The sequence below is a fragment of the Pseudomonas sp. AU12215 genome (genome assembly GCF_001675465.2).
Lineage (GTDB): Bacteria > Pseudomonadota > Gammaproteobacteria > Pseudomonadales > Pseudomonadaceae > Pseudomonas > Pseudomonas nitroreducens.
In genome coordinates this window covers 38,667-63,162 of the sequence record NZ_MACM02000047.1, presented here as the reverse complement: position 1 = coordinate 63,162, position 24,496 = coordinate 38,667, and the positions used below count along the sequence as shown (strand labels likewise).

Genomic DNA, 24,496 nt, shown 5'->3' with positions numbered 1-24,496 from the left:
TTATGCGCTGGTTTTAAATGCAAGCTCTTATTCCGTCAACGAAGAATAAAGCAAACATCTATTCTTTTATGAACTAAGAATATAGCTCAGACCAGGAGTCGCCCGATGTCAGCCTTGCCCCTCCTTTCTTCGCGAATGTGCCTGTCCCGCTGTCGCTGACAGCAGAAGCCGCTTCAACCCCACCGAAAACGTCGTTCGCCACTGCTGCGTGGCGCGGCCCCGTTTTGCCCGCGATTGGCGCCGGCAGATAAGGACACAGCATGATTTCGAGACATTTGCCCTTCCCCTTCAAACTCCACCGGCTGCGCTACGCCATCGTCCTGCTGGCCCTGGGCGGCGCGCTACCGGCATTCGCCGAGGAAGCCGAGGACGGCAGCGCCACCGGCGAAACCAGCAAGCCCGTCAGCACCGCGCCGGCCAAGGCCGATGCCACCCTGGGCAAGGTGACAGTCACCGCCCGCCGCCGCGAGGAGGATTCGCAGAAGGTGCCCACGCCGATCACCGTGGTCGGCGGCGAAACCCTGGAAACCCAGCGCGTCTACAAGGTGCAGGACCTGCAGCAGATCCTGCCCAGTGTGAACGTCGCCTTCATCCACGCGCGGCAGTCGAGCATCGCCGTGCGCGGCATCGGCAACAACCCGGCCAGCGACGGCCTGGAAGGCAGCGCGGGGGTCTACCTGGACAACGTCTACCTGGGCCGCCCAGGCATGGCGGTGTTCGACCTGCTGGACATCGAGCAGCTGGAACTGCTGCGCGGCCCGCAAGGCACCCTGTTCGGCAAGAACACCACGGCCGGCGTGCTGAACATCAGCACCCGCGCACCGACCTTCAGCCCCGAGCGCAGCGTCGAGGTCTCCGGTGGCCAGGACGGCTACTTCCAGGGCAAGGGCACCGTCTCCGGCGCGCTGACCGACACCCTGGCCGGGCGCGTGTCCGCCTACCGCACCCGCGACGACGGCTATATCAAGAACGTCCACGACGACAACTACCTGAACGGCGGCGAGCGCCAGGGCATCCGCGGGCAACTGCTGTTCAAGCCCAACGAGGACTTCGACCTGCGCTGGATCAACGACTACAACGAGGAGGATTCGAGCAACGGCAGCATGGTGGTCTATGGCGCCGCCGACCGCTTCTGGCAGCGCGCTGCCGCGGTAGGCGCTTCGCCGATCCGCGATCCGGACCGGCACAAGGTCAACATCAACAGCCGCCAGCACGTCAGCGTGCACCAGGGCGGCAGCTCGGTGGAGGCCAACTGGAACCTCAACGGCGGCTACAAGCTGACCTCCATCAGCGCCTATCGCTACTGGCACTTCACCCCGGCCAACGACGAGCAGCTCAACGCCTCGGCGATCAACAACACCGGCGTGGAAGTCCACGACCGCCAGTTCTCCCAGGAAATCCGCCTGGCCTCGCCCACCGGCGGCTTCTTCGACTACGTGCTGGGCGCCTATGCCTTCAACCAGAACCTGGGCAACAAGACCTTCACCGACTACGGCCCGCTGGCCGACCCGTACCTGCTGGGGGCGAACCTCAACGCCCTGAACAACACCTACTCCAAGGCCAACGGCAAGATCGAGACCGACAGCTTTGCGCTGTTCGCCCAGGGCACCTGGCACCTCACCGACAAGCTGGACTTCACCGCCGGCCTGCGCGGCACCTACGAGGAGAAGGACGCCAAGGTCGAGCGCTTCGACCCGGTCGGTGGCGCGCCGGTAACCGGCGTCGGCGCAGTGGTTCGGCGCAACCAGTTGGGCGCCTACGACTCGGGCGACCTCAGCCTCTACAGCTTCGCGCCCTCGGCCCTGCTGAGCCTGAGCTACCAGTTCACCGATGACCTGCTCGGTTATGCCTCGCTGTCCCACGGCGAGAAGTCCGGGGGCGTGAACCTGGCCGTGGCCAGTGCGCCAACGGCCGGCGCCGACTCCCTGCTGGTCGGCCCGGAGCGCGCCAACGACGCCGAACTGGGGATCAAGACCACCCTGTTCGACAACCGCCTGCAACTCAACACCAACCTCTTCTGGACCGGCATCCATGGCTACCAGGCGACCACGCTGTACCAGCCGCCGGGTTCGACCCAGCTGGTCTCGGTGCTCTCCAACGCCGGCAGCGTGCGTTCGCGCGGCCTGGAATTCGAGGCCACCGCACTGCCCATTCGCGGCCTGACGCTGAACTTCAACGGTTCCTACAACGACGTCACCTACCTGTCGTTCAAGGACGCCCCGTGCCCGGCGGAAATCTCCACCCAGCCCGGCGCGCCCGCCACTTGCGACCTCACGGGGCAACGCGTGGTCGGCGCCTCGAAATGGATCGCCAACCTCAATGGCGAATACGCCTGGAACCTCGACGACGGCATCCGCCCGTACGTGACCGGCAGCTACTCCTACCGCTCCGAGGCCGAGGGCACGCTGGACAACTCCGACCTCTCGAAGATCGACGGCTACGGCCTGGCGAACTTCTCCGTCGGCCTGCGCAAGGACCTCGGCGACGGCCAGCTGGACGCCTCGGTCTGGCTGAAGAACGCCTTCGACAAGGACTACTACCTGGCCGCCTTTGCCAGCATCAACGGCTCCTACACCGCCTCGGTGGGGCAGCCGCGGACTCTGGGCGCGTCGGTCCGTTACGACTTCTGATCCCCATCCGCCGCGCTCCCGGGCGCGGCGCTATTGCCACAGCAAGAGGACGATGAGATGAGCACTGCAGCACAAGCCATTCAGCAAGACCTGGTACACCTGGACATCCACCCGGTAGCCGGCCGCATCGGCGCGGAAATTCGCGGCGTCACGCTTTCCGGCGATCTCGACGCCGCCACCATCGAGGCCATCCAGGCTGCGCTGGTGCAGCACAAGGTGATCTTCTTCCGTGGCCAGACCCAGCTCGACGACCAGGGCCAGGAAGCCTTCGCCAAGCTGCTCGGCGAGCCGGTGGCGCACCCCACCGTGCCGGTACAGGAAGGCACCCATTACCTGCTGGAGCTGGACGGCGCCCAGGGCCGCCGCGCCAACTCCTGGCACACCGACGTGACCTTCGTCGACGCTTATCCCAAGGCGTCGATCCTGCGCAACGTGGTGGCACCGGAGTCTGGCGGCGATACCGTCTGGGCCAATACCGCCACCGCCTACGACGACCTGACGCCGGAGCTGAAGGCGCTGGCCGACTCGCTCTGGGCCGTGCACAGCAACGAATACGACTATGCCAGCGTGCGCCCGAACGTCGACCCGGCGCGCCTCGAGGAATACCGCAAGGTGTTCACCTCCACCGTCTACGAGACCGAGCACCCGGTAGTGCGCGTGCATCCCATCAGCGGCGAGAAGACGCTGCTGCTCGGGCACTTCGTCAAGCGCCTGAAGGGCCTCTCGCAGCACGACTCGGCGCACCTGTTCGCCGTGCTGCAGAGCCACGTCACCCGCCTGGAAAACACCGTGCGCTGGCGCTGGCAGCCGGGCGACGTGGCCATCTGGGACAACCGCGCGACCCAGCACTACGCCGTCGACGACTACGGCACCCAGCCGCGCATCGTGCGCCGCGTGACGCTCAGCGGCGAAGTGCCGGTGGGTATCGATGGGCAACGCAGCCGGACAATCAAGAAGGTTTGAGCCTTTCCCCAAAGCCCCTCACCCCCGCCCTCTCCCAGGGGGAGAGGGAGTAGATCGGCGCAACGGGATGACCCGCTGCATCGGACTGCCCCCTCTCCCTCCGGGAGAGGGTTGGGGTGAGGGAAGCCCCAAACTCAGGATTCTCGAGATGACCCAATCCAACGCCGTACAACAACCCACCCCCGAACCCTTCGCCATCGTCCCCCTCGATGCCCCGCTGGGCGCCGAAGTGCGTGGTTTAGACGCCCGCGAGCCACTGACCCCGGAACAGATCCTGGCGATCAAGCAGGCCCACCGCGAGCACCACATCCTGATCTTCAAGAACCAGGACCTGGACAATCAGCAATACCTGCGTTTCGCCACGCTGTTCGGCGCGGTGTTCCAGCCGCCGGCAGATGTGCCCGTGCTGTCCTCCGGCGCCGACGGCAAGGCCCCGGACATCGTCAAGGTGGCCAACACCGAGGACGGTGAACTGGGCAACTTCGCCCTGCCGGCCCACGTCGACCACCAATGGACGCCGGTGCCCTCCTCCGGCTCCTTCCTCTACGCCCTGGAGGTACCCAGGACCGGCGGAGAAACCCAGTTCACCAACCTCGCCCGCGCCTACGAGACACTGGATGAGGCGACCCGCGCCGAGATCGACCCATTGCGCCTGATCAACTACAACCCGTTCATCCGCCTGAAGAGCGGCGGCTACAACGGCACCTTCGTGCGCTACCGTACCCCGGACATCGAGCCCATCCAGGGCACCGAGCATCCACTGGTGCGCACCCATCCGGAAAACGGCAAGCGCGTGCTGTTCCTCTCCGTGCACACCGAGGTTGAAATCCCCGGTGCCGATCCCGTGCAAGGGGCCGCACTGGTCGAGCGGCTGCGCGAACACCTGCAGAAGCCCGAGCTGATCTACAGCCACAAATGGTCGGTGGGAGATATCGTCTGGTGGGACAACCAGGCCGTGCTGCATGGTCGCAACGCCTTCCCGGCCAGCGAGAAGCGCCGTTTGAAGCGCATCAGCCTGTCTGGCAGCCGGCCGTTCTGAGGTTATGTCCGCCCTATGGGGCGGAAATCTCCGCGCAAGGGCTTTTGACCCTGTAGGAGCGAGCTTGCTCGCGAACGGATTACCCGGGCGCTCTGGCATCAGGCAGTTCGCGAGCAAGCTCGCTCCTACAAAATAACCTGAGATGCCCCTGCTGACGGCGCTTTCTATGCTTATGCGAAATCGTTTCTTGTCCTGAATCAGCTATTCCTTTTATAGTTTCGGCAACTCGTCATAACAAGTTATGAACTATGGCCGAACTACTCCCCCTCTCCCCCGTTCCCCTGTACAGCCAGCTGAAGGAAATCCTCCGCACGCGCATCCTTGACGGCACCTATCCGCCGCTCAGCCGCATGCCGTCCGAGGCCGAGTTGGGCAAGGCCTTCGAGGTCAGCCGGATTACCGTGCGCCAGGCGCTGGGCGACCTGCAGAAGGAAGGGCTGATCTTCAAGATTCACGGCAAGGGCACCTTCGTCGCCAAGCCCAAGGCCTTCCAGAACGTCAGCACCCTGCAAGGCCTGGGCGAATCCATGACCCAGCGCGGCTACGAGGTGATCAACCGCCTCCGCAGCTTCAAGACCGTGCCCGCCAACGCCCAGGTTGCCGCCCGTCTGCAAGTCGCCGAGGGCGAGAACGTGGTGCAGATCAAGCGTGCCCGCCTGGTCAACCGCGAGCTGGTGTCGCTGGAAATCACCTGGCTGCCGGAGGCCGTTGGCAAGCGGCTGGAAAAGGCCGACCTGGTCAGCCGCGACATCTTCCTGATCCTGGAAAACGACTGCGCCCTGCCCCTGGGCCATGCCGACCTCGCCATCGACGCCATCCTCGCCGACGCCGAACTCGCCCGCGCGCTGGAGGTGGAAGAAGGCTCGCCGGTGATGCGCATCGAACGCCTGACCCACACCGCCGACGGCGCACCGCTGGACTACGAACACCTCTACTACCGCGGCGACGCCTTCCAGTACCGCCTGCGCATCGACCGCCACAAGGGACAGCACCAATGACCCAGTTCGATCTCTCCCAGATCCCCGAGGACAAGGAACTCGCCTACGACATCGTGGTGATCGGCGGCGGCACCGCCGGCCCCATGGCGGCGATCAAGGCCAAGGAAGCCAACCGCGAGCTGCGCGTGCTGCTGGTGGACAAGGCCAACGTCAAGCGCAGCGGCGCCATCAGCATGGGCATGGACGGCCTGAACAACGCCATCATCCCCGGCCACGCCACGCCCGAGCAGTACACCAAGGAAATCACCGTCGCCAACGATGGCATCGTCAACCAGGCCGCGGTCTACGCCTACGCCACCCACAGTTTCGAGACCCTGCAGCAACTGGACCGCTGGGGCGTGAAGTTCGAGAAGGACGAGGTCGGCGACTACGCGGTGAAGAAGGTCCACCACATGGGCGCCTACGTGCTGCCCATGCCCGAGGGCCACGACATCAAGAAGGTGCTGTACCGCCAGCTCAAGCGCGCCCGCATCGAGATCACCAACCGCCTGGTGGTGACCCGCCTGCTCACCGACGAAGAAGGCGCGGTCAACGGCCTGCTCGGCTTCGACTGCCGTACCGCGCAGTTCCAGGTGATCCGCGCCAAGGCCGTGGTCCTCGCCTGCGGCGCCGCCGGCCGCCTGGGCCTGCCCTCGTCCGGCTACCTGATGGGCACCTACGAGAACCCCACCAATGCCGGCGACGGCTACGCCATGGCCTACCACGCGGGCGCGGAGCTCTCGAACCTGGAGTGCTTCCAGATCAACCCGCTGATCAAGGACTACAACGGCCCGGCCTGCGCCTACGTCACCGGCCCGCTGGGCGGCTACACCGCCAACAGCAAGGGCGAGCGCTTCATCGAGTGCGACTACTGGAGCGGCCAGATGATGTGGGAGTTCCACCAGGAGCTCGAAGGCGGCAACGGCCCGGTATTCCTCAAGCTCGACCACCTGGCCGAGGAAACCATCCAGACCATCGAGGAAATCCTCCACAGTAACGAACGCCCCAGCCGTGGCCAGTTCCACGCCAACCGTGGCACCGACTACCGCCAGCAGATGGTGGAGATGCATATCTCCGAGATCGGTTTCTGCTCCGGCCATTCGGCCTCGGGCGTATGGGTCAACGAGAAGGCCGAGACCAGCGTCAAGGGCCTGTACTCCGCCGGCGACATGGCTGCCGTGCCGCACAACTACATGCTCGGCGCCTTCACCTACGGCTGGTTCGCCGGGGCCAATGCCGCGCAATACGTGGCCGACCGCGAGTTCAGCGAGGTCGATAGCGCCCAGGTGGAGCGCGAGCGTGAACGCGTCTTCGCCCCTTTGAAGCGCGAGCACGGCCTGCCGCCAGCACAGGTGGAGTACAAGCTGCGGCGCATGGTCAACGACTACCTGCAGCCGCCCAAGGTGACCAGGAAGATGGAGATCGGCCTGCAGCGCTTCGCCGAGATCGCCCGCGACCTCGACCAGCTCAAGGCCAACAACCCCCACGAGCTGATGCGCGCCATGGAAGTCAGCGTGATCCGCGACTGCGCCGAGATGGCCGCCCGCGCCTCGCTGTTCCGTACCGAGAGCCGCTGGGGCCTGTACCACCATCGCGTCGACTACCCGCTGCGCAACGACGCCGACTGGTTCTGCCATGCGCACCTGAAGAAGGGCGACGACGGCGAGATGACCAGCTTCAAGAAGCCCATCGAGCCCTATGTGATCGCGCTCGATGAGGACGAGCAGCAGGCTTACGAGAAACTGCGGGTGAAGAGCGAGGCGGCTTGAGGGGTTTCGGCTGCTCGCAGAGCCCCTCTCCCCCCGCCCTCTCCCGCAAGCGGTAGAGGAAGCTGTCCGGCGCGAGCGGCAACTGGGGATTCAGCCTGCGCGCACAGGAGCCTGCGCCACACCAAACGGAAAAAGAGCAGCCCGGCGGGCTCAGCGCTAACCGCCGGCACGATCAAGCCCCCTCTCCCTTCAGGGGGAGGGCTGGGGAGCGGGTCCCGAGCCCCGCGCCGAACCTTCGACCGAATAACCAGCCCGCCGCCACGACGGCCGGCAAGCAACACGATGAGGACCGCGTGCCATGGCCTACCAGCCCCAGGAAATCTTCTTCCGCTTCAGCGCCCCGGTGACGGTGGACGAGGACAAGTGCATCGCCGACAAGGGCTGCACCGTCTGCGTCGAGGTCTGCCCGATGGACCTGCTGGCGATCAACCCCGCCACCCAGAAGGCCTACATGGCCTTCGACGAATGCTGGTACTGCATGCCCTGCGAGAAGGACTGCCCGACCGGTGCGGTGCGCGTGGAGATTCCGTACCTCCTGCGTTGAGCTCCCGCAACGAAGTTCCCCTGTAGGAGTGAGCTTGCTCGCGAACCAACTCCTGCAGCGGGGCTGTTCGCGAGCAAGCTCGCTCCTACACAAAAGCCATAAGAAACGCCATCCGGCCCCACCGCCGGACGCCTGATGCACCGCCCCTCGTTTCCCACCGCAAGGCCTGCGGCGGAGACGATTCCAACACTCATGATTCGAGGGGAACACCCATGACCTTGCGCACTACCCTGGCCGGCCTCGCGCTCGCCATTGCCAGTATCACCGCCCACGGCGAGACCATCCGCGTCGCCATCGGCACCCAGGACACCACCATCAACTGCGCCGCCGGCGGCCTGTTGATCCGCGAACTCGGCCTGCTCGACAAGTACCTGCCGCACGACGGCAAGTACAAGGACGCGCAGTACGACGTGCAGTGGAAGAACTTCACCAGCGGCGCGCCGCTGACCAACGAGATGCTCGCCGGCAAGCTCGACTTCGGCGCCATGGCCGACTTCCCCGGCTCGCTCAACGGCGTCGCCCACGAGGCGGCCGGCAAGCGCAGCCTGTTCATCAGCGTGCTCTCGGGGAGCATCGAGGGCAGCGGCAACGGCATCGTCGTGCCCGCCTCGTCCAAGGTGCAGTCGCTGGCCGAACTCAAGGGCCAGACCATCTCCGTGCCCTTCGCCTCCACCGCCCACGGCCTGCTGCTGCGCGCCATCGCCGCGCAGGGCTGGGACCCGGAGAAGGACGTCACCATCATCGCGCAACCGCCGGAAGTCGCCGGCTCCGCGCTACAGGCCAACAAGATCGCCGCCCATGCTGACTTCGTGCCCTTCGCCGAGCTGTTCGAGAGCCGGGGCATCGCCCGCAAGATCTACGACGGCTCCCAGGCCAAGGCGCCGACCTTCCACGGTGCGCTGGTGGAAGCCGACTACGCGCAGCAGTACCCGGAAATCGTCGAGGCCTACCTGCGCGCCACCTATGAAGCCAACCAACTGCTGGCGAAAGACCCGGAGAAATACAGCGAACTGATCGAGAAGGTCGCCGGCATTCCCGCCGAAGTGAACTACCTGTTCCACGGCCCGCTCGGCCTGCAGACCCGCGACCTGACCTGGAAGCCCGAATACCGCCAGGCCGTCACCACCGCCATCGACACCCTGAAGCTGCTGAAGAAGGCCGACCGCGGCCTGAACGTCGAGCAGTTCGTCGACGACCGCTACATCCGCGCCGCCTTCAAGGCCTCCGGCGCCGACTACGACGCCGCGCTGAAGAACTACGCGCAGCAGCCGTTGCTGGGTAACGACGTTCTGACCGACAAGCCGATCAGCGATACGCACAAGGTCGCGCAGATCTGGGTGCGCGGCGAACCGAAGGTGCGCAGCTACGCGACCGCCAGTGAAGCGCTGGGGCAACTCGCCGAGCTGAAGCAGCAAGGCAAGGACATCCGCGCCGTCTACGCCCAGGCCAGCGACAGCGGCATCAAGCTGCTGGCCAGCCAGGCCTGGTTCGTGCGTGGCAAGGACGGCGCGCTGGACGCCTTCCTGCTGCGCGAACAGGCCGACGCCTTCGCCCGCCAACACGGCGGGGAGGTCGCCGACTTCGCCGCTGCCAGCCAGCAGGCGGTCGCCAGCCGCTGAGGTGCAGCCCCGGTGCCGCGCGCACCGGGGCTCGACGGAGAACGATGATGAACACCACCACCCTCACCCGCTGGAGCCTGCGCCTGGCCTCGCTGCTGGTCTGCCTGGCGCTGTGGCAGGTGCTCAGCGCGCGCCACGTGAACCTCGGCGTGGTCACCTTCGCCAACGTGCCGGGCCCGCGTGATGTGCTGGAAGCGGCCTGGAACCTGGCGCAATCGAGCAAGCTCGGCCGCCACCTGGGCAGCAGTCTGCTGCGGGTACTCGCCGGCTACCTGCTGGCGGCTTTCGCCGGCATCGCCCTGGGGTTGCTCATCGGCCGTGGCCGCTGGGCGCGCGACAGCCTGCTGCCGCCGCTGGAAGTGCTGCGGCCGATCCCCGCGGTGGCGTGGATTCCGCTGGCGATCCTGATGTTCCCCAGCTCCGAGCTGTCGATGATCTTCATCACCTTCACCGGCGCACTGTTCCCCATCCTGCTCAACACCATCCACGGCGTGGAAACGGTGGACCCGCGCCTGCTCGCCTCCGCCCGCAGCCTCGGTGCCGGACGCCTGGCGCTGCTGCGCGAGGTGGTGCTGCCGGGTGCCGCGCCGAGCATCGTCACCGGTCTTGCCATCGGCATGGGCACCTCGTGGTTCTGCCTGGTGACCGCCGAAATGATCTCCGGCCAATGGGGCATCGGCTACTACACCTGGGAGTCCTACACCTTGCAGAACTACCCCGACATCGTCGTCGGCATGCTGCTGATCGGCGTGCTCGGCATGGCCAGCAGCCTGCTGGTACGCCAGCTCGGCAGCCTCGTCACACCCTGGCAGCGCCAGGCCGGAGGCAAGCCATGAGCCTGCCCGCCAGCGCACCGGGGCGCGTGCGCGTCGACGGCCTGTCGATCCACCTCGGCAGCGACCGCGACGCCTTCGAGGCCGTGCACTCCCTGAGCTTCTCCATCGAACCCGGCGAATTCGTCTGCGTACTCGGCCCGTCCGGCTGCGGCAAGTCCACCCTGCTCGGTGCCCTTGCCGGCCACCTGGCGCCCAGCGCCGGCAAACTGGAAGTGGACGATGGTCCTGTCGCCGGCCCCTCGCCCGAGCGCGGCATGGTGTTCCAGCACCACACCCTGCTGCCCTGGCGGCGCGTGCGCGACAACGTCGCCTTCGGCCTGAAGATGCGCGGCGTGCCCCGCGCGGAACGCCATCGCCAGGCGGATGAAATGCTCCAGCTGGTCGGCCTGAACGGCTTCGCCAATCGCTGGCCGTCGCAGCTCTCCGGCGGCATGCAGCAACGCGTGGAAATCGCCCGCGTGCTGATCAACCAGCCACGCCTGCTGCTGATGGACGAACCCTTCGGCGCCCTCGACGCACAGACGCGGATGATGATGCAGGAACTGCTGCTGGACATCTGGACGCGCCTGCGCACCAGCGTGCTGTTCATCACCCACGACATCGACGAGGCGCTGTTCCTCGCCGACCGCATCCTGGTGATGAGCCCGCGCCCCGGGCGCATCCTCGAAGACATCCGCCTCGACTTCCCGCGCCCACGCCACGCCGACCTGCTCACCAGACCGGAATTCTCCCGCCTCAAGCGTCACTGCCTGGAACTGCTGCGCCACGAAGACGGCCGCCAGCTGCCGCGCCTGACGCCGCTGGGGCTGCCCACTCCACAACGGATACCGCGATTCGCCATATGACCGACTTCAGCCTGACTACCGATAATCCCGACATCCTCGACCTGCAACCGCGTCTCCAGGATGCCGACGCCGGCGTGCGCCGCATTGCCCTGATCGAACTGGCCGACCTTGAAGACCCTGACGGCCTCCCCTGGCTCGCCCACGCGCTGACCCATGACGCCGCCGCCAGCGTGCGTGCCGAAGCCGCGCGCCTGCTGGAAGCCTGGGAAGAGCCCGATGTAGTGGACGCGCTCTGCCAGGCCCTTGCCGACCGCGCCGAGGACGTGCGCGAAGCCGCCGCCCAGAGCCTCAGCGAGCTGAAGACCGCCGAGGCCGGCGTACGCCTGCTGCCCTGGGCAGCGCACAGCGAAATCTTCGTCCGCCGCAGCGCCCTGCGCGCCTTGCGCGAGCTGCGCCTGGAAGCGGCTGCAGAACCGGCACGCGCCGCGCTGCAGGACAGCGATGCTGGCGTGCGCCGCGAAGCCGTGGGCATCCTCGGCTGGCTCAAACGCACCGACGCCCTGCCGCACCTGGCCCGGCTGACCCGCGACGACCCGGACGCCGAGGTCCGCCGCGCCGCCGCCGGCGCCCTTGGCCTGGCCATCGACGCCAGCGTGCTGCCGGCCTTGCAGGCCGCCCTGGCCGATCCGGCGTGGCAAGTGCGCGAGGAAGCCGCCGGCACCCTCGGCAAACTCGCCCTGCCCGAAGCCGGCGAAGCGCTGGTGCAGGCACTCGAAGACGACTTCTGGCAGGTTCGCCTGCGCGCTGCCCGTTCGCTGGGCAAGCTGCGCTACCTGCCGGCGCTGGAAGGGTTGAAGGTCGTGCTCGGCCACGGCATCAGCAACCTGCGCAAGGAAGCCGCGCTGGCCCTGGGCGAACTGGGCAGCGGCGATGCCATCGAGGCACTGCGCAACGCCGAGCAGGACGGCGATCCGGAAGTCCGCAAGGCCGTGCGCATCGCCCTAGCTCAACTGGGACAGAACACATGAACACGCCGGTCGCGCTGCATCGCTCCAGCGCAGACGGCGAACTGCGCATCCGCTGGGACGACGGCGTCGAGCAGTGCATTGCCTTCACCCGCCTGCGCGGCGCCTGCCCCTGTTCGCAATGCCGGGCCGCGCGGCTGCAAGGTCGCATCGAGCTGGTGAAGGCCGGCGTTGTCCTGCAACGGCTGAACCTGCAGGGCTACGGCGTGCAATTGGTGTTCGACGACGGCCATGACCGCGGGATCTACCCGTGGTCGTATCTGCGTGAACTGGGGCGGTCCGTAATCAGCTGATGGCTCGGGTCAGGTGCTCCAGTACCCGCTCCACAGCGCGCTCCAGGCAGCCCTTGAAGAAATGGTCGGCGCCGGTATAGAGCACCACTTCGCGCTGCTGCGGCCGCGCCCAGTCCAGCAGGTTGGCCAGCGGCGCCATTTCGTCCGCCTCGCCGTGCAGCAGCAGGCAGTCGGCCGGCAGCGCCTGTGCTTCGTAGTCGCGGCCGCCGGGGACCGTTCCCACCGGCAAGCCCATCAGCGCGATGGCCTGCGCAGGCGGTGACAGTTCGCTGGCAACGCGGGCGAACACATAGGCGCCGAAGGAAAAACCCACCAGCGCCAACGGCAGATCGGGATACTCGCTACGCAGATGCCCGATCACCGCCAGCATGTCCTGCGCCTCGCCGATGCCTTCGGCGTACACGCCTTCACTGCCATCCACCCCACGGAAGCTCGGCCGCACGGTCAGCCAGCCGGCGCCGCAGAGCTTGCGCGAAAGGGTCAGCGGCACGCGGTGCCTCGGGCTGCCACCGAGCAAAGGCTGCGGATGGCTGATCAGCGCGATGCCCTGCGGCGGCACACCCGGCCGGTCGATCAGCAATTGCAGCTTGCCCACCGGGCCATCGATCAGTTGCGTGCGGCGCTCTTCTTCGGACATCGACTCTTCTCGCGGGACGGGAACGGAGCGCCGATTGTAGCGCCCCGCCCGCTCACTTCAGCACCACAGCCTTGCAGTGGGCCGCACTCATAGGGCACATAACCTGGAACAGGTTATCCGCCGCCAGCCAGCTAACGGCGGATAACGCTGGCGCGTTATGCGGCCCTACGGATGTTCCGCGGTGTCCTCCAAGGTGCGCACTGGCGTTACAGGATCGACAGCGGGTAGTCGACGATCAGGCGGAACTCATTGACGTCGCCTTCCACCTGGTCGGCATTACCACGGTGGATCGCCTCGCGCAGGCGCAGGGACAGGTCCTTCGCCGGCCCGGACTGCACCACGTACCTGGCTTCCAGGTTGGTCTCGTGGTGCTTGCCATCCTCGCCGTAGCCATAACCGCGGTACTGGCTATCGGCAGCCATTTTCGTGCCGTCGATACCGTGGCCGTTGACGTAACGGGCCATGAAGCTCAGGCCGGGAATGCCGTAGGTGGCCATCGCCAGGTCATAGCGCAGCTGCCAGGACTTCTCCTCCGGACCGTTGAAGTCCGAGTACTGGATGGAGTTGGCGAGGAAGATCGAGTCACCGGTGTCGCCCGGGCCGTTGACGCCAAAGGCCACGTAGTCGAACGGCGTGTCGCCGTGGACCTTCTGGTAAGCCAGCGTCAGGGTGTGTGCGGTAAGGAATGTATATGCGGCGGCGGCTGACCAGGTGGTGTTGCTGATCTCGCCGGCCTTGGCGCTACCGTCGTCGTTGGTGCGGTAGATGTTGAAATCGAAGTTCAGCGACTGATCGTCCGCCAGCGGCAGCGTGTAGTTGGCGTTACCGTAGTACTGACGCCACACATCCTCCAGCTTGGAGGCGTAGAGCGAGAAATTCAGCGCGTCGTTGACCGCGTACTTGCCGCCCACGTAGTCGATGCTGCTGGCCTCGACGTTGGCATAGGAGGCCCAGATGCCATGGTCGCCGTTGGTGGTCACCGGGCCATTGCCGCCGGTGAAGTGGCCGCCGTCCAGGTCCAGCCCGTCGATCTCGCTGCTGAGCACGTTGAAACCGGTAGCGGTCTGCGGGAACAGGCGCGTGCCGCCGGCGGCGAATACCGGCGCGGTGGGCTGCAGGTCGCCCCAGCGCAACTCGGTCTTGGACACGCGCAGCTTCACGGCGCCCCCGGCACGGCCGTATTCGCCTTCCGGCGAATCATCGTCACGCACTGGCAGGTTGCCGGTGCCGGAGGTGCCGGCGCCGCCATCCAGGCGGATACCCCAGTTGCCGAAGGCTTCCACGCCGAAACCGACGGTACCCTGGGTGAATCCCGAGCTGTAGTTCAGCGTGAAGCCCTGGGTCCAGTCCTTGCGGTCCCGGTCTCCGGACTTGCGGTCGCTGTTGTAGTAGTAGTTGCGCATCAGCAGCGAGGCGGTGCTGCCTTCGATGAAGCCGGTGGCTTCGGACTGATCGGCAACGGCGGCGGCATGCGCCAGCTGGAACGGAATGCCGGCGACGATCGCCCCCAGCATGGAAAGACGGAAAGCAGACATCTTCTACCCCTTTGTTGGACTTGTCTTGGCAGGCGTATCGATTGAATCCTGAATAACTTTCTTATGTTTCCCCGCCATAGGCAGAGCGAGCGAAGAGATAACAATCCGCCGCCTCGCCCTCCAACCAGCCTTGTCGATAGTCGATATCGAGACGAATGATTAAGCATTTGTCGCTATCGCTATTAAGCTTGCGCCCCGATGAAGAACATGAGTCCCGGATGCCCGCTCCAGAGCGTCCGGAGGATTGCTCCACTTCATCATCCTTTGGTTTGGCCGCCTCCCCAGGCGGCCTTTTTTTGCCTGCAGGAAAGTTATGGAACAAGTGTTCCAGGCCATTTCCGGATAATTCTCCTGGCCAATTTCAAACTCTTCCAAAGATGGTTTCAGGGCAACTTCCCAAGATTTCTCCGGGCAACTTCCGCAGAATTGGGCAACTCTTTCCGCAGCGGTGATATCACCTCGGCATACCGCTCATCCCCGCGCCCCTTTCCCCGTCGATGAGTCACTTGCGCAAAGCAAGCGACCCCATTAGATTACAACCATAATCTTTCTAGCCGCCTTTGGCCTGACGCCCTGCCAGGCCCGTAGCAAGGCGGCCCGATTAGATGACGATATTCATGTAAAGAGAGGCCGACATGCGCAGATCCAGCTTCGAAAACCTCCCCTGCCCCGTGGCCCAGGCGCTGGACCTGATCGGTGACAGCTGGAACGTGCTGATCCTTCGCGAAGCCTTCTACGGCTCCACGCGCTTCGACCAGTTCCTCGCACGATTGGGCATCGCCAGCAACGTCCTCACCCGTCGGCTGCGCGCACTGGTGGACAGCGGCCTGCTGCAGCGCCGCCAGTACAACGACCATCCGCCGCGCTTCGAATACCTGCTCACCGATCGTGGCCGCGACCTGCGCCCGGTGCTGCTCACCCTGTTGCAGTGGGGCAAGCGCCACGCCGGCAAGGCCAGCGCCGCCGAACTGGTGGACACCCGCACGGGCCGGCCAGTGCGTATCGCCCTGGTGGACGCCGACAGCGGCGAAGCCATCGGCCCGCAGCACCAGATCCATCGCCGCGACGGCGACCAACTCGTCCCTGCCCACATCCCACAAGCCGATCACGCCTGAGCGAGGCCGCCATGAACCAGCCCGTCACAATTCCCGCCACGCCGGCCGTCGACACGGCAAGACCGAAGTCGCGCAAGGCCCTCAAGCTCGCTGTCGCAGCGGCTGCCATCCTCGGCGCGGGCGCGTACGCCGGGCACTGGTGGCTCGACGGTCGCTTCCTGGAAAAAACCGACGATGCCTATGTCGGCGGCGACGTAACGGTGATCAGCCCACGCGTCGCCGGCTACATCGCCGAGCTGAAGGTGAGCGACAACCAGTTGGTGCATGCCGGCGATCTGCTGGCGCGCATCGATGATCGCGATTACCGCGCCGCGCTGGCCAAGGCGGACGGCGCCGTGCATGCCGAGGAAGCGGCGCTGACCAATGTCGATGCCCAGGCCTCGCTGCAGGACGCGCTGATCCGCCAGAGCCAGGCGGAGATCGACGCGGCCGCTGCCGAGGAAGTGCGCACCCGCGACGACCAGCACCGCTATGCCACCCTGGTGCGCACCAATGCCGTGTCGGTGGAAGCCGCGCAGCGCGCCGACGCCAGCTTCAAATCCGCCCGCGCCAACAGCGACAAGGCTCGCGCCAGCCTGCTCGCCGCACGCCGTCAGCTCGACGTGATCCAGAGTCAGCGGCAGCAGGCCCAGGCCGCGCTGGAGCAAGCCATCGCCGCCCGCGACCTGGCACGCCTGAACCTGAGCTACACCGAGCTGCGCGCCCCGGTGGACGGCTACATCGGCAACCGCCGCGCACGGATCGGCAGCTATGTCGCCGCCGGTACGCAACTGCTGGCCGTCGTCCCCGCGCAGGGCCTGTGGGTGGATGCCAATTTCAAGGAGGACCAACTGGCCCGCATGCAGCCTGGCCAGGCGGTGGCCATCGAGGCCGACATCCTTCCCGGCAAGGTCTTCCATGGCCACCTGGACAGTCTCGCCCCGGCCACTGGCGCGCAGTTCAGCATCCTGCCGCCGGAGAACGCCACCGGCAACTTCACCAAGATTGTCCAGCGCGTGCCGGTACGCGTGCACCTGGACGACGCCGACGGTCGCCTCGGCAACCTGCGCCCCGGCCTTTCCGTGCTGGTGGAAGTGGACACCCGTGCCCATGACCATGGCGATGCCGACCAGCGCGTCGCCCAGAGCAACCGGCCGTGAGCCTCTGGAGCAACGACGTGGTGCCGGTGGAAAGTCTTTCCACCGGGCGCAAGGTGATCTCCTTCGCCTGCATGTGCCTGGGCATGTTCATCGCCCTGCTGGACATCCAGATTGTCTCCGCTTCGCTGCGCGACATCGGTGGCGGACTATCGGCCGGCGCCGATGAACTGGCCTGGGTGCAGACCAGCTACCTGATCGCCGAGATCATCGTCATCCCGCTCTCCGGCTGGCTGTCCAAGGTGCTGTCCACACGCTGGCTGTTCGCCGCGTCGGCGCTGGGCTTCACCCTCACCAGCCTGCTCTGCGCCATGGCCTGGAATATCCAGAGCATGATCGCCTTCCGCGCGCTGCAGGGCTTCCTCGGTGGCTCGATGATCCCCATGGTGTTCACCACCGGTTTCCTTTACTTCGACGGCAAGCAGCGGGTGATTGTCGCTGCCACCATCGGCGCCATCGCCTCCCTCGCGCCGACCCTCGGCCCGGTGGTCGGCGGCTGGATCACTGATATTTCCTCCTGGCCCTGGCTGTTCTACATCAATCTGGTGCCAGGGTTGTTCGTCGCCATCGTGGTGCCGATCATGGTGCGCATCGACAAGCCCGACCTGTCGCTGCTCAAGGGCGCCGACTACCCGGCGATCCTGCTGATGGCGCTGTTCCTCGGCTGCCTGGAATACACCATGGAGGAAGGTCCGCGCTGGAACTGGTTCAGCGACGACACCATCCGCGCCACCGCCTGGATCTCCGCACTGTGCGGCATCGCCTTCATCTACCGCAGCCTGACCGCAGCGCACCCCATCGTCGACCTGCGCGCCCTGAAGGAACGCAACTTCGCCCTCGGCTGCCTGTTCAGCTTCGTCACTGGCATCGGCATCTTCGCCACCATCTACCTCACGCCGCTGTTCCTCGGCCGTGTGCGCGGCTACGGCGCGCTGGACATCGGCCTGGCGATCTTCTCCACCGGGATCTTCCAGATCATGAGCATCCCGCTCTACGCCGCCCTTGCGCGGCGCGTCGACCTGCGCTGGATCCTGCTGCTGGGGATGGTGATGTTCACGCTATCGATGTACGAATTCGCCCCGCTGACCCACGACTGGGGCGCGGCGCAGCTGATGTTCCCGCAGGCCCTGCGCGGTATGGCCCAGCAGTTCTGCGTGGCGCCCACGGTGACACTGGCGCTCGGTTCGCTGCCCCCGGAACGCCTGAAGCTCGCTTCCGGGCTGTTCAACCTGATGCGCAACCTCGGTGGCGCCATCGGCATCGCTGCCTGCGCCACGGTGCTCAACGACCGCGCCAACCTGCACTTCCTGCGCCTGGCGGAGCACCTGAACAGCAGCAACGAGGCGCTCAACCAGTGGCTGGCACCGTCCATGGACCTCAATGGCGAACCCTCGCAACAGGCGCTGAAACACCTGTGGGACCTGACTTGGCGCGAGGCGCAGACACTGACCTTCGCCGATGCCTACCTGCTGGTGGGCGCTTGTTTTGCGGTGACGCTGCTGCTGGTGCCGCTGATGCGCAAGATCGCCCCGCCCACGCAGCCCAGTGCGGACGCTCACTGAGCCGCGAGGATCTCCTCGAGGAACGCAACGAACACGCGGATGCGGCTGGAGTCGCGCAGGCTCGGCGGGTAGAGCGCGTTGATGCTGCTCACCGTGCTGCCGGGGTAGGTCTTGTAGTCCGTCAGCAGCCGCGTCAGCCGGCCACTGCGCACGTCCTCGGCGACCAGCCAGTCGGATAGCAATGCGATACCGCCGCCGGCCAGGGCGGCTTCCCGGAGAACGTCAGCATTGTTGCTCTGCAACCGCCCCTGCACATTCAGTGCCCAGGTTTCCCGGCCGTCACTGCAGGACCAGGTCGCGTGCGGGCCGCCGTAGTCGAAGCGCAGGCACGAATGCTCCATGAGTTCCAGCGGATGCCGGGGCATGCCCGCGCCGCGCAGGTAGTCGGGGCTCGCCACCAGCCAGCGATCGAACCGGCCGATGGGCCGGCTGATGATGTCGTCGCTGATCAGCGTCGCCCCCAGGCGCACGGACAGGTCGATCTGCTGTTTGGGGAGATCGACGAGCTGGTCGTTCAGCGACAGGCTGATCTCCAGTTCCGGGTACTGCGCCAGCAGGCGCCCCAGGTGTGGGGCAATGACACGCCGGCCGAACTCCACCGGTACGCTGACCCGCAGTCGCCCTTTCGCCTCGCGGCCGCGGTCACTGACCAGGCCGTCGGCCTCCACCAGCGCCTCGATGATCGCCACGGCCTTGTCGTAATAGGCCTGCCCGGCAAGGGTCGGGCTGCTGTGACGGGTGGTGCGATTGAGCAGCGCGGCACCCAGTTCCGCTTCCAGCGCCGCCACCTGGCGAGTCACTGAGGATGTTGCCACGCCCAGCTTGCGGGCCGCCGCCGAGTAGCCGCCGCAACGGACGGTCTCGACGAACATCGACAGGGCCTGCAGTTTGTCCATGGCGGGACTCCGGAAACGGGAAATCCCGGAGTTTACCCAATCGCCCCCGCCTTCGCCTTGCACGCCTGTGCTCTCAGGCGTGGCGCTCGCCGCGGAGCAGGAAGAGCAAGGTGGCGACGGCCGGAACGACTGCCACGCCAATGGCGAACGGCGTCCAGCTGATGGTTTCGTACAGCGGGCTGGCGACCAGCGAACCGAGCGCGCCACCGACGAAGATGCTGGTCATGTACACCGCATTCAGGCGTGCGCGGCTATGCGGGTCGAGTGCGTACACCTCGCGCTGGCCGAGCACCATGTTCAACTGCACGGCGAAATCCAGCAGCACAGCACAGACCACCAGCCAGAAGCATCCGGCACCGGGCAGCGCCCCGAGCAACAAGGCCAATGGCGCCAGCAGCAAGGCCACCAGGGTGCCCTTGAACGTGTGGCCGGCATCCGCCAGCCGCCCGGCGATGGGCGCAGCCACGGCGCCCACGGCACCGACCAGGGCAAACAGCGCGACCTGGGTCTGGCTGAAGCCGTGGTGGCGGATCAGTTCGATGGGCGCGATGGTCCAGAACGCGCTGAATGCAGCGAACAGCAGCCCCTGATAGAGCGCGCGTTCGCGCAGCACGGCGTAGCGCCGGGCCAGCGAGAACACCGAGCCGATCAGTTGCGGATAGGTGGCGCTGTGCGCCGGCAAGCGGCGCGGCAGCGCTATCGCCATCACCAGGGCGATCAGCAGCATCAGCAGCGACGCGGCAAGGAACACCCCGCGCCAGCCGAAGATCTCCGCCACCAGGCTCGACACCGGCCGCGACAGCAGGATACCCAGCAGCAGGCCGCCCATGATGTTGCCCACCACCCGGCCACGGGCCTCCTCCGGCGCCAGATGCGCGGCCAACGGTACGAGAATCTGCACCGCCACGGAGGTCAGGCCGATCAGCAGGGCGCAGGCCAGCAGCACCGACGGCGCACTCGCCAACCCGGCGCCGGCCAGGCACAGCGCCACCGCCAGGGTGAAACCGATCACCAGCTTGCGGTTCTCCAGCAGGTCCGCCAGCGGCACCAGGAACAGCAGGCCGATGGCGTAGCCGAACTGGGTCAGCGAGACGATCAGGCTGGCGTGCTGGGTGGAGAGGCCGATGGCCGGGGCGATCAGCTCGACGATGGGTTGCGCGTAGTAGAGGTTGGCGACCACGGCGCCACAGCAGAACGCGAGCAGCGCGACCATCGCCGAGGAGAGGGTCGGCTGTGCATGGTCAGCCGGGTGGGAAGTCGAAGCGGAGTTCATGAGCAATCCTTGAACGGGAAACAGTGCCCCCAGACTATGCCGGCAACCTTCCGGGCAGAATCGGTCGGGCCGGCAACACAGCGGTGCGCAATACGCAACGCTGTCCACCGACGCGGCGCTTCAGGCCATATCGCTGTTGCTGAATTCCTCGGCCAGGAAGTCGATCAGCGTGCGCACCGAGGGCAACAGGCCACGGCGCGAAGGGAAGATCGCATGGACGATGCCGCACTTGGGCGACCAGCCCGGCAGCAGTTCAACCAGCCTGCCGGCAGCCAGGTCCTCGCGCACCGCTACCCGCGGCACGTGGGCGATGCCGACACCCGCGAGGACGGCGTTGCGCAGGGCCGGCAGGTCGTCGGTAACCATGCGCGGCCTATGCGAGATGAGCAGGCGCTCGCCCTCGTCGTTGAACAGTTCCCACTGGTACTCGCGCTGCATGCCGCCCCAGTGCAGGCTGGGCAATTGCCCAAAGCCCAGGGGCGAGCTGTCACCGGCCATGCGTTCGAGGAAGTCCGGACGCCCCACCAGGCACTGGGTACTGTTGCCCAGTACCTTCATCACCATGTCGGTGTTCTCCAGCGGCGGGAAGCGCACGCGCAACGCGATGTCGAAGCCCTCGTGGAGCAGATCGACGCGGCGGTTGGTGCTCTCGATGAACAGTTCCACCAACGGGTACTTGAGCATATAGCGGGTGAGCATCGGGCCAACCCAGGAGTTGAGCAGCGTCGTCGGACAGGCCAGCCGCACGAGCCCGCGCGGCTCCGCACGGTTGCGCTCGATCACCTCCGAAGCGCCTTCCGCCTCGATGCGCATGGCCACGCAGCGCTGGTAATACTCCTGGCCGATCTCGGTCAGCGAGCAGAGCCGGCTGGTGCGGTGCAGCAGGCGCACGCCCAGACGCTCCTCCAGTTGGGCGATGCGCCGGCTGAGCTTGGACTTGGGAATGTCCAGCGCGCGGCCGGCGGCGGCGAAACCACCCTGCTCCACCACCTGGGTGAAGTAATAGAGGGTGTTGAGGTCTTCCATGGATCGTTCTCCGCATGGAACGCTGGGGAAAGCTGCGCAGCTTACCGTATCCCGTGGTGCGAGACGCGCTACAGTGTCCACCGACGAACACTCGAGAACACGTCCCATGGATTACGCCATTCGCCCTGAACGCCCCGAAGACGTCGCGATCATTCGCGAGGTGACCACCGCCGCCTTCGCCATGGCCGAGCACAGCAGCGGCACCGAAGGCGCCATCGTCGACGCCCTGCGCGCGGCGGGGGCGCTGAGGATTTCCCTGGTTGCGACGGAGGAAGACCAAGTGGTAGGCCATGTGGCTTTCTCTCCCGTCACCCTGGATGGCGCGGACATCGGCTGGTACGGGCTCGGGCCGGTTTCCGTGCGGCCTGACCTGCACGGCCTGGGACTTGGAGCGGCGCTGATCAGCGCCGGACTGGAGCGTCTTGAAAAGCTCGGTGCGAAAGGCTGCGTGGTGCTGGGCGACCCAGCCTACTACCGGCGATTCGGCTTTCGTCAGGACCCGGCGATCCACTATCAAGGCGTGCCGCCGGAGTACTTCATGGCCCTGTCGCTGGACGGTTCCAAAGCCAATGGCGAGGTCGCCTACCACAGCGGTTTTTCTGCCTCCTGAATCCGGAACTGCGCCTCATGCCCCTATCGATCCGCCTCGCCAGCGTTGCCGACATCGACAGCCTCTTCGACATTCGCACCAGCGTGCGGGAAAACCACTTGAGCCGCGAGCAGATGGCGGTGCTGGGTATCACGCCGGCGGTGCTGGCCGAGGCCATCCAGTCAGCAGCCTGTGCTTGGATCGCGGAAATCGACGGCATGGCCGTCGGCTTCGCCATGGTGGATATCGCGTCAGGAGAACTCTTCGCGCTGTTCGTGCGCCCGGAATACGAGGGCCACGGCGCAGGCCGCCAACTGCTGGGCATGGCCGAGTACCAGCTGTTCCGTGAACACGAGAACATCTGGCTGGTGACCGATGGCGGCGACGGTATTCGCGCCAATGCCTTCTACCGCAAGCACGGCTGGCAGTTGGCCGCGCGCCTGGATGAGCGCGATGTGCGTTATGAAAAAACGCGCTCGGCGCAAAGGTGCGGCGTGACCGGTGATCCGATCGCGGACGACGTCCGCTCCTAGAAAGGGTCGCCCTCTAAGGAAGCGGACTCACTGATTCGGCGCTCGGCTCAAAGCAGCGACTTGCCCTGGCTGAGCACCTTGTCGCACACCTGCCTGGTCACCTTTTCCTTGATACCGCTGCCGGACAGGTCGAGGCTCTTGCCGTCCTTGCCGGTGAGTATGCCCTTGGCGCCGTCCTTGTAGCCGCTGTCGCTGGTGGTGGTGTTGCCGGGCAGCTTGCCGAGCAGTTTGTCCTTCACCTGGGTCGCTGCATCGGCATTGAGGTAATTGTTCTTCGCACAGAATTCCAGGACCCCGGCGACGTTGCTACTGCTGCTGGAAGAGACCGAGGAAAGGTTGCCCAGGCCGCCAAGGCTGCCGGCGACATCGCCCAGGGACGCGGCCTGGGCCAGCGACCAGGGCAGCAGTGCGACAGCGAGGACCGCGGGAATCAGTTTGCGGGTAGTCATGGGAATCTCCTGACGAAGGACACGAAGTGAAAGACCACTGCGAGTGTAGTCCCCCTCCCGCAATACCTCTTTCAATAGCCCACCGACTTCAGCACCTCGTCCACGCCCTGGCTCGGTGGCCGGCCGAGGAACATCAGCAACTGGTCGGTGCGGTTGGTGAAGAAGCCATCCACGCCAGCCTTGCTCAGCTTGTCGAAGTCCACTGCGTCGTCGACGGCGTAGGCATGCACAAACAGGCCTCGCTCATGGGCGGCCTGGTTCATCCAGGGTTGCACCAGGTCCATGTAGCTCTGGTCGCCGCGAGCGGTAAGGGTCGCCGACGGGCCGCTGCCCAGGGCGCCGTTGGTCTTGGCCCAGTCGAGCCAGGCGAAGAGCTCTTCCTTGGACTTCACTTCCTGCCTGGCATAGAAGTCCGCTTTGATCTTCTCGCCGGACTGGGCAAAGGTGGTCGACTGCTTTGCCGCCATGTAGCCGTCGCCGACCCACAACAACAACACTTTCGGCACCTTCGGCATGCTCTTTTGCAGCAGTTCCAGGCTGCTCTTCTCGAAGGTCTGCAGCACGATTCTGCCCTGGGGCTCGCCATCAGCATTGAGCCAGCCACGGTTCTCCAGGACCTTGCGCAGATCCTCCTCGATGCCGGGGAACTGGCCTGGTGCCTTGGTTTCCAGGTAAAGGCCCGGGGTCTCGCCGCCTTCGGCGATATCGATCAATTCATCGAGCGTGAGGATGCGCGCACCCGCGTACTTGGAGCGGGCACGCTCGGGATAGGCCATGTTGAACCAACTACCGGCGTCCAGGCGCTTGAGTTCGGCCAGGGTGAATCGGCTCACCGGATCCTTCTCGCGGCCAGGGAATACCTTGGCAATGTTGGTGGTGCGTTCCAGGGTGTCGTCGTGCACCGCCACCAGCACCCCGTCCTTGGTGCGCTGCAGGTCCGCTTCCAGGTAGTCCGCGCCCAGATCACGGGCGGCGAGATAGGCCGGTGCGGTTTCCTCCGGAGCATCGTGGGAGGCGCCGCGGTGGGCGATCACCGTCGGCCACGGAATGCCGGCGGCCTCGCTCAGGGCGCGGCCGGGCGACTCCGCGGCGCTGGCGGTGAAGCTGGCGGCAGCCAGCGCGAAGGTGCCCAGTACAGCGATGATGCGACGGCGCATGTGCGAACCCCCATTGGCTGGGTAACGGATTAGCGGCCCAGTCTGCCGCCGGCCTGTGAAACTCTTGCGACGGCCGGCACCCGCAACAACGACAAGGCCCGCGAACGA

Annotated in this window: 23 protein-coding genes; 16 read left to right on the top strand and 7 right to left on the bottom strand. The window is 66.0% G+C overall.

All coding sequences use genetic code 11. The features are described from left to right. Window positions 1-260: 260 nt before the first annotated feature. From A9513_RS11765 to A9513_RS11715, 11 genes are all read left to right on the top strand, one after another. Window positions 261-2,630, top strand: a complete 2,370-nt coding sequence (locus A9513_RS11765; RefSeq protein WP_065084826.1) for a TonB-dependent receptor — start codon at window positions 261-263, stop codon at window positions 2,628-2,630. A gap of 57 nt (window positions 2,631-2,687) precedes the next feature. Further along, window positions 2,688-3,593 (top strand): TauD/TfdA family dioxygenase, encoded by a 906-nt coding sequence (locus tag A9513_RS11760; RefSeq protein ID WP_024767020.1) that lies wholly within the window; start codon window positions 2,688-2,690, stop codon window positions 3,591-3,593. Between the two features lie 148 nt (window positions 3,594-3,741). Next, window positions 3,742-4,632, top strand: a complete 891-nt coding sequence (locus A9513_RS11755; protein ID WP_024767019.1) for a TauD/TfdA family dioxygenase — start codon at window positions 3,742-3,744, stop codon at window positions 4,630-4,632. A 248-nt stretch (window positions 4,633-4,880) separates the two neighbouring features. Then, on the top strand, window positions 4,881-5,630 hold the full coding sequence (locus A9513_RS11750; protein ID WP_038803188.1) for a GntR family transcriptional regulator: 750 nt from the start codon (window positions 4,881-4,883) through the stop codon (window positions 5,628-5,630). Then, window positions 5,627-7,378, top strand: a complete 1,752-nt coding sequence (locus A9513_RS11745) for a fumarate reductase/succinate dehydrogenase flavoprotein subunit (RefSeq protein WP_024767018.1) — start codon at window positions 5,627-5,629, stop codon at window positions 7,376-7,378. The genes A9513_RS11750 and A9513_RS11745 overlap by 4 nt, the downstream gene beginning before the upstream one ends. A gap of 298 nt (window positions 7,379-7,676) precedes the next feature. Beyond that, window positions 7,677-7,922: a ferredoxin family protein gene (locus A9513_RS11740; protein ID WP_065084825.1), complete on the top strand. Its 246-nt coding sequence runs from the start codon at window positions 7,677-7,679 to the stop codon at window positions 7,920-7,922. A gap of 212 nt (window positions 7,923-8,134) precedes the next feature. Continuing rightward, entirely contained in the window at window positions 8,135-9,541 is a 1,407-nt protein-coding gene (locus tag A9513_RS11735; RefSeq protein WP_065084824.1) for an ABC transporter substrate-binding protein, read from the top strand. 47 nt (window positions 9,542-9,588) lie between these two features. Then, complete coding sequence (locus A9513_RS11730) at window positions 9,589-10,377, top strand: ABC transporter permease (protein WP_065084823.1); 789 nt, start codon at window positions 9,589-9,591, stop codon at window positions 10,375-10,377. After that, window positions 10,374-11,222 (top strand): ABC transporter ATP-binding protein, encoded by an 849-nt coding sequence (locus A9513_RS11725; RefSeq protein ID WP_065084822.1) that lies wholly within the window; start codon window positions 10,374-10,376, stop codon window positions 11,220-11,222. Before A9513_RS11730 ends, A9513_RS11725 begins: the two co-directional genes overlap by 4 nt. Then, on the top strand, window positions 11,219-12,190 hold the full coding sequence (locus A9513_RS11720; protein WP_038803186.1) for a HEAT repeat domain-containing protein: 972 nt from the start codon (window positions 11,219-11,221) through the stop codon (window positions 12,188-12,190). Before A9513_RS11725 ends, A9513_RS11720 begins: the two co-directional genes overlap by 4 nt. Next, window positions 12,187-12,480, top strand: coding sequence for a gamma-butyrobetaine hydroxylase-like domain-containing protein (locus tag A9513_RS11715; RefSeq protein ID WP_065084821.1), 294 nt, complete (start codon window positions 12,187-12,189; stop codon window positions 12,478-12,480). Before A9513_RS11720 ends, A9513_RS11715 begins: the two co-directional genes overlap by 4 nt. Here A9513_RS11715 and A9513_RS11710 read toward each other — a convergent pair. Both A9513_RS11710 and A9513_RS11705 read right to left on the bottom strand, forming a co-directional pair. Further along, window positions 12,473-13,117, bottom strand: coding sequence for an alpha/beta hydrolase (locus A9513_RS11710; protein ID WP_065084820.1), 645 nt, complete (start codon window positions 13,115-13,117; stop codon window positions 12,473-12,475). The genes A9513_RS11715 and A9513_RS11710 overlap by 8 nt on opposite strands. A 206-nt stretch (window positions 13,118-13,323) precedes the next feature. Further along, on the bottom strand, window positions 13,324-14,631 hold the full coding sequence (locus A9513_RS11705; RefSeq protein WP_304362937.1) for an OprD family porin: 1,308 nt from the start codon (window positions 14,629-14,631) through the stop codon (window positions 13,324-13,326). Between the two features lie 656 nt (window positions 14,632-15,287). Between A9513_RS11705 and A9513_RS11700 the strand changes: the two genes are divergently transcribed. The 3 genes from A9513_RS11700 to A9513_RS11690 all read left to right on the top strand — a co-directional run bounded on the left by A9513_RS11700 (window position 15,288) and on the right by A9513_RS11690 (window position 18,465). Further along, the gene (locus A9513_RS11700) at window positions 15,288-15,767 is read left to right on the top strand and encodes a helix-turn-helix domain-containing protein (RefSeq protein WP_065084818.1); all 480 of its coding nucleotides are present in this window, start codon (window positions 15,288-15,290) and stop codon (window positions 15,765-15,767) included. 11 nt (window positions 15,768-15,778) lie between these two features. Continuing rightward, the gene (locus tag A9513_RS11695; protein ID WP_065084817.1) at window positions 15,779-16,906 is read left to right on the top strand and encodes an HlyD family secretion protein; all 1,128 of its coding nucleotides are present in this window, start codon (window positions 15,779-15,781) and stop codon (window positions 16,904-16,906) included. Window positions 16,907-16,977: 71 nt separating this feature from the next. Then, a complete protein-coding gene (locus A9513_RS11690; RefSeq protein ID WP_255302844.1) occupies window positions 16,978-18,465 on the top strand; it encodes a DHA2 family efflux MFS transporter permease subunit in 1,488 nt (495 codons plus the stop codon). Here the strand turns inward: A9513_RS11690 and A9513_RS11685 are convergent. The 3 genes from A9513_RS11685 to A9513_RS11675 form a co-directional block, all read right to left on the bottom strand. Further along, on the bottom strand, window positions 18,459-19,361 hold the full coding sequence (locus A9513_RS11685; RefSeq protein WP_037010157.1) for a LysR family transcriptional regulator: 903 nt from the start codon (window positions 19,359-19,361) through the stop codon (window positions 18,459-18,461). The genes A9513_RS11690 and A9513_RS11685 overlap by 7 nt on opposite strands. 73 nt (window positions 19,362-19,434) lie before the next feature. After that, window positions 19,435-20,634, bottom strand: a complete 1,200-nt coding sequence (locus A9513_RS11680) for an MFS transporter (protein WP_065084815.1) — start codon at window positions 20,632-20,634, stop codon at window positions 19,435-19,437. Window positions 20,635-20,754: 120 nt separating this feature from the next. Further along, the gene (locus A9513_RS11675; protein WP_024762853.1) at window positions 20,755-21,660 is read right to left on the bottom strand and encodes a LysR substrate-binding domain-containing protein; all 906 of its coding nucleotides are present in this window, start codon (window positions 21,658-21,660) and stop codon (window positions 20,755-20,757) included. Between the two features lie 106 nt (window positions 21,661-21,766). Here A9513_RS11675 and A9513_RS11670 point away from each other — a divergent pair, with 106 nt between their 5' ends. Together A9513_RS11670 and A9513_RS11665 are read left to right on the top strand one after the other, a co-directional pair. Then, on the top strand, window positions 21,767-22,270 hold the full coding sequence (locus A9513_RS11670) for a GNAT family N-acetyltransferase (protein WP_037010155.1): 504 nt from the start codon (window positions 21,767-21,769) through the stop codon (window positions 22,268-22,270). 17 nt (window positions 22,271-22,287) lie between these two features. Further along, the gene (locus tag A9513_RS11665) at window positions 22,288-22,782 is read left to right on the top strand and encodes a GNAT family N-acetyltransferase (RefSeq protein WP_065084814.1); all 495 of its coding nucleotides are present in this window, start codon (window positions 22,288-22,290) and stop codon (window positions 22,780-22,782) included. Between the two features lie 47 nt (window positions 22,783-22,829). On the opposite strand, the gene A9513_RS11660 is transcribed toward A9513_RS11665, so the two are convergent. Both A9513_RS11660 and A9513_RS11655 read right to left on the bottom strand, forming a co-directional pair. After that, entirely contained in the window at window positions 22,830-23,231 is a 402-nt protein-coding gene (locus A9513_RS11660) for a DUF2501 domain-containing protein (RefSeq protein WP_024762852.1), read from the bottom strand. 71 nt (window positions 23,232-23,302) lie between these two features. Further along, window positions 23,303-24,388, bottom strand: a complete 1,086-nt coding sequence (locus A9513_RS11655; RefSeq protein WP_065084813.1) for a glycerophosphodiester phosphodiesterase — start codon at window positions 24,386-24,388, stop codon at window positions 23,303-23,305. Between the last annotated feature and the right edge of the window lie 108 nt (window positions 24,389-24,496).

Excerpts from the sequence above, each read along its gene's own strand:
- A9513_RS11765 (WP_065084826.1), top strand. The coding sequence starts at position 261 with ATGATTTCGAGACATTTGCCCTTCCCCTTCAAACTCCACCGGCTGCGC.
- A9513_RS11760 (WP_024767020.1), top strand. The coding sequence starts at position 2,688 with ATGAGCACTGCAGCACAAGCCATTCAGCAAGACCTGGTACACCTGGAC.
- A9513_RS11755 (WP_024767019.1), top strand. The coding sequence starts at position 3,742 with ATGACCCAATCCAACGCCGTACAACAACCCACCCCCGAACCCTTCGCC.
- A9513_RS11750 (WP_038803188.1), top strand. The coding sequence starts at position 4,881 with ATGGCCGAACTACTCCCCCTCTCCCCCGTTCCCCTGTACAGCCAGCTG.
- A9513_RS11745 (WP_024767018.1), top strand. The coding sequence starts at position 5,627 with ATGACCCAGTTCGATCTCTCCCAGATCCCCGAGGACAAGGAACTCGCC.
- A9513_RS11740 (WP_065084825.1), top strand. The coding sequence starts at position 7,677 with ATGGCCTACCAGCCCCAGGAAATCTTCTTCCGCTTCAGCGCCCCGGTG.
- A9513_RS11735 (WP_065084824.1), top strand. The coding sequence starts at position 8,135 with ATGACCTTGCGCACTACCCTGGCCGGCCTCGCGCTCGCCATTGCCAGT.
- A9513_RS11730 (WP_065084823.1), top strand. The coding sequence starts at position 9,589 with ATGAACACCACCACCCTCACCCGCTGGAGCCTGCGCCTGGCCTCGCTG.
- A9513_RS11725 (WP_065084822.1), top strand. The coding sequence starts at position 10,374 with ATGAGCCTGCCCGCCAGCGCACCGGGGCGCGTGCGCGTCGACGGCCTG.
- A9513_RS11720 (WP_038803186.1), top strand. The coding sequence starts at position 11,219 with ATGACCGACTTCAGCCTGACTACCGATAATCCCGACATCCTCGACCTG.
- A9513_RS11715 (WP_065084821.1), top strand. The coding sequence starts at position 12,187 with ATGAACACGCCGGTCGCGCTGCATCGCTCCAGCGCAGACGGCGAACTG.
- A9513_RS11710 (WP_065084820.1), bottom strand. The coding sequence starts at position 13,117 with ATGTCCGAAGAAGAGCGCCGCACGCAACTGATCGATGGCCCGGTGGGC.
- A9513_RS11705 (WP_304362937.1), bottom strand. The coding sequence starts at position 14,631 with ATGCTGGGGGCGATCGTCGCCGGCATTCCGTTCCAGCTGGCGCATGCC.
- A9513_RS11700 (WP_065084818.1), top strand. The coding sequence starts at position 15,288 with ATGCGCAGATCCAGCTTCGAAAACCTCCCCTGCCCCGTGGCCCAGGCG.
- A9513_RS11695 (WP_065084817.1), top strand. The coding sequence starts at position 15,779 with ATGAACCAGCCCGTCACAATTCCCGCCACGCCGGCCGTCGACACGGCA.
- A9513_RS11690 (WP_255302844.1), top strand. The coding sequence starts at position 16,978 with ATGTGCCTGGGCATGTTCATCGCCCTGCTGGACATCCAGATTGTCTCC.
- A9513_RS11685 (WP_037010157.1), bottom strand. The coding sequence starts at position 19,361 with ATGGACAAACTGCAGGCCCTGTCGATGTTCGTCGAGACCGTCCGTTGC.
- A9513_RS11680 (WP_065084815.1), bottom strand. The coding sequence starts at position 20,634 with ATGAACTCCGCTTCGACTTCCCACCCGGCTGACCATGCACAGCCGACC.
- A9513_RS11675 (WP_024762853.1), bottom strand. The coding sequence starts at position 21,660 with ATGGAAGACCTCAACACCCTCTATTACTTCACCCAGGTGGTGGAGCAG.
- A9513_RS11670 (WP_037010155.1), top strand. The coding sequence starts at position 21,767 with ATGGATTACGCCATTCGCCCTGAACGCCCCGAAGACGTCGCGATCATT.
- A9513_RS11665 (WP_065084814.1), top strand. The coding sequence starts at position 22,288 with ATGCCCCTATCGATCCGCCTCGCCAGCGTTGCCGACATCGACAGCCTC.
- A9513_RS11660 (WP_024762852.1), bottom strand. The coding sequence starts at position 23,231 with ATGACTACCCGCAAACTGATTCCCGCGGTCCTCGCTGTCGCACTGCTG.
- A9513_RS11655 (WP_065084813.1), bottom strand. The coding sequence starts at position 24,388 with ATGCGCCGTCGCATCATCGCTGTACTGGGCACCTTCGCGCTGGCTGCC.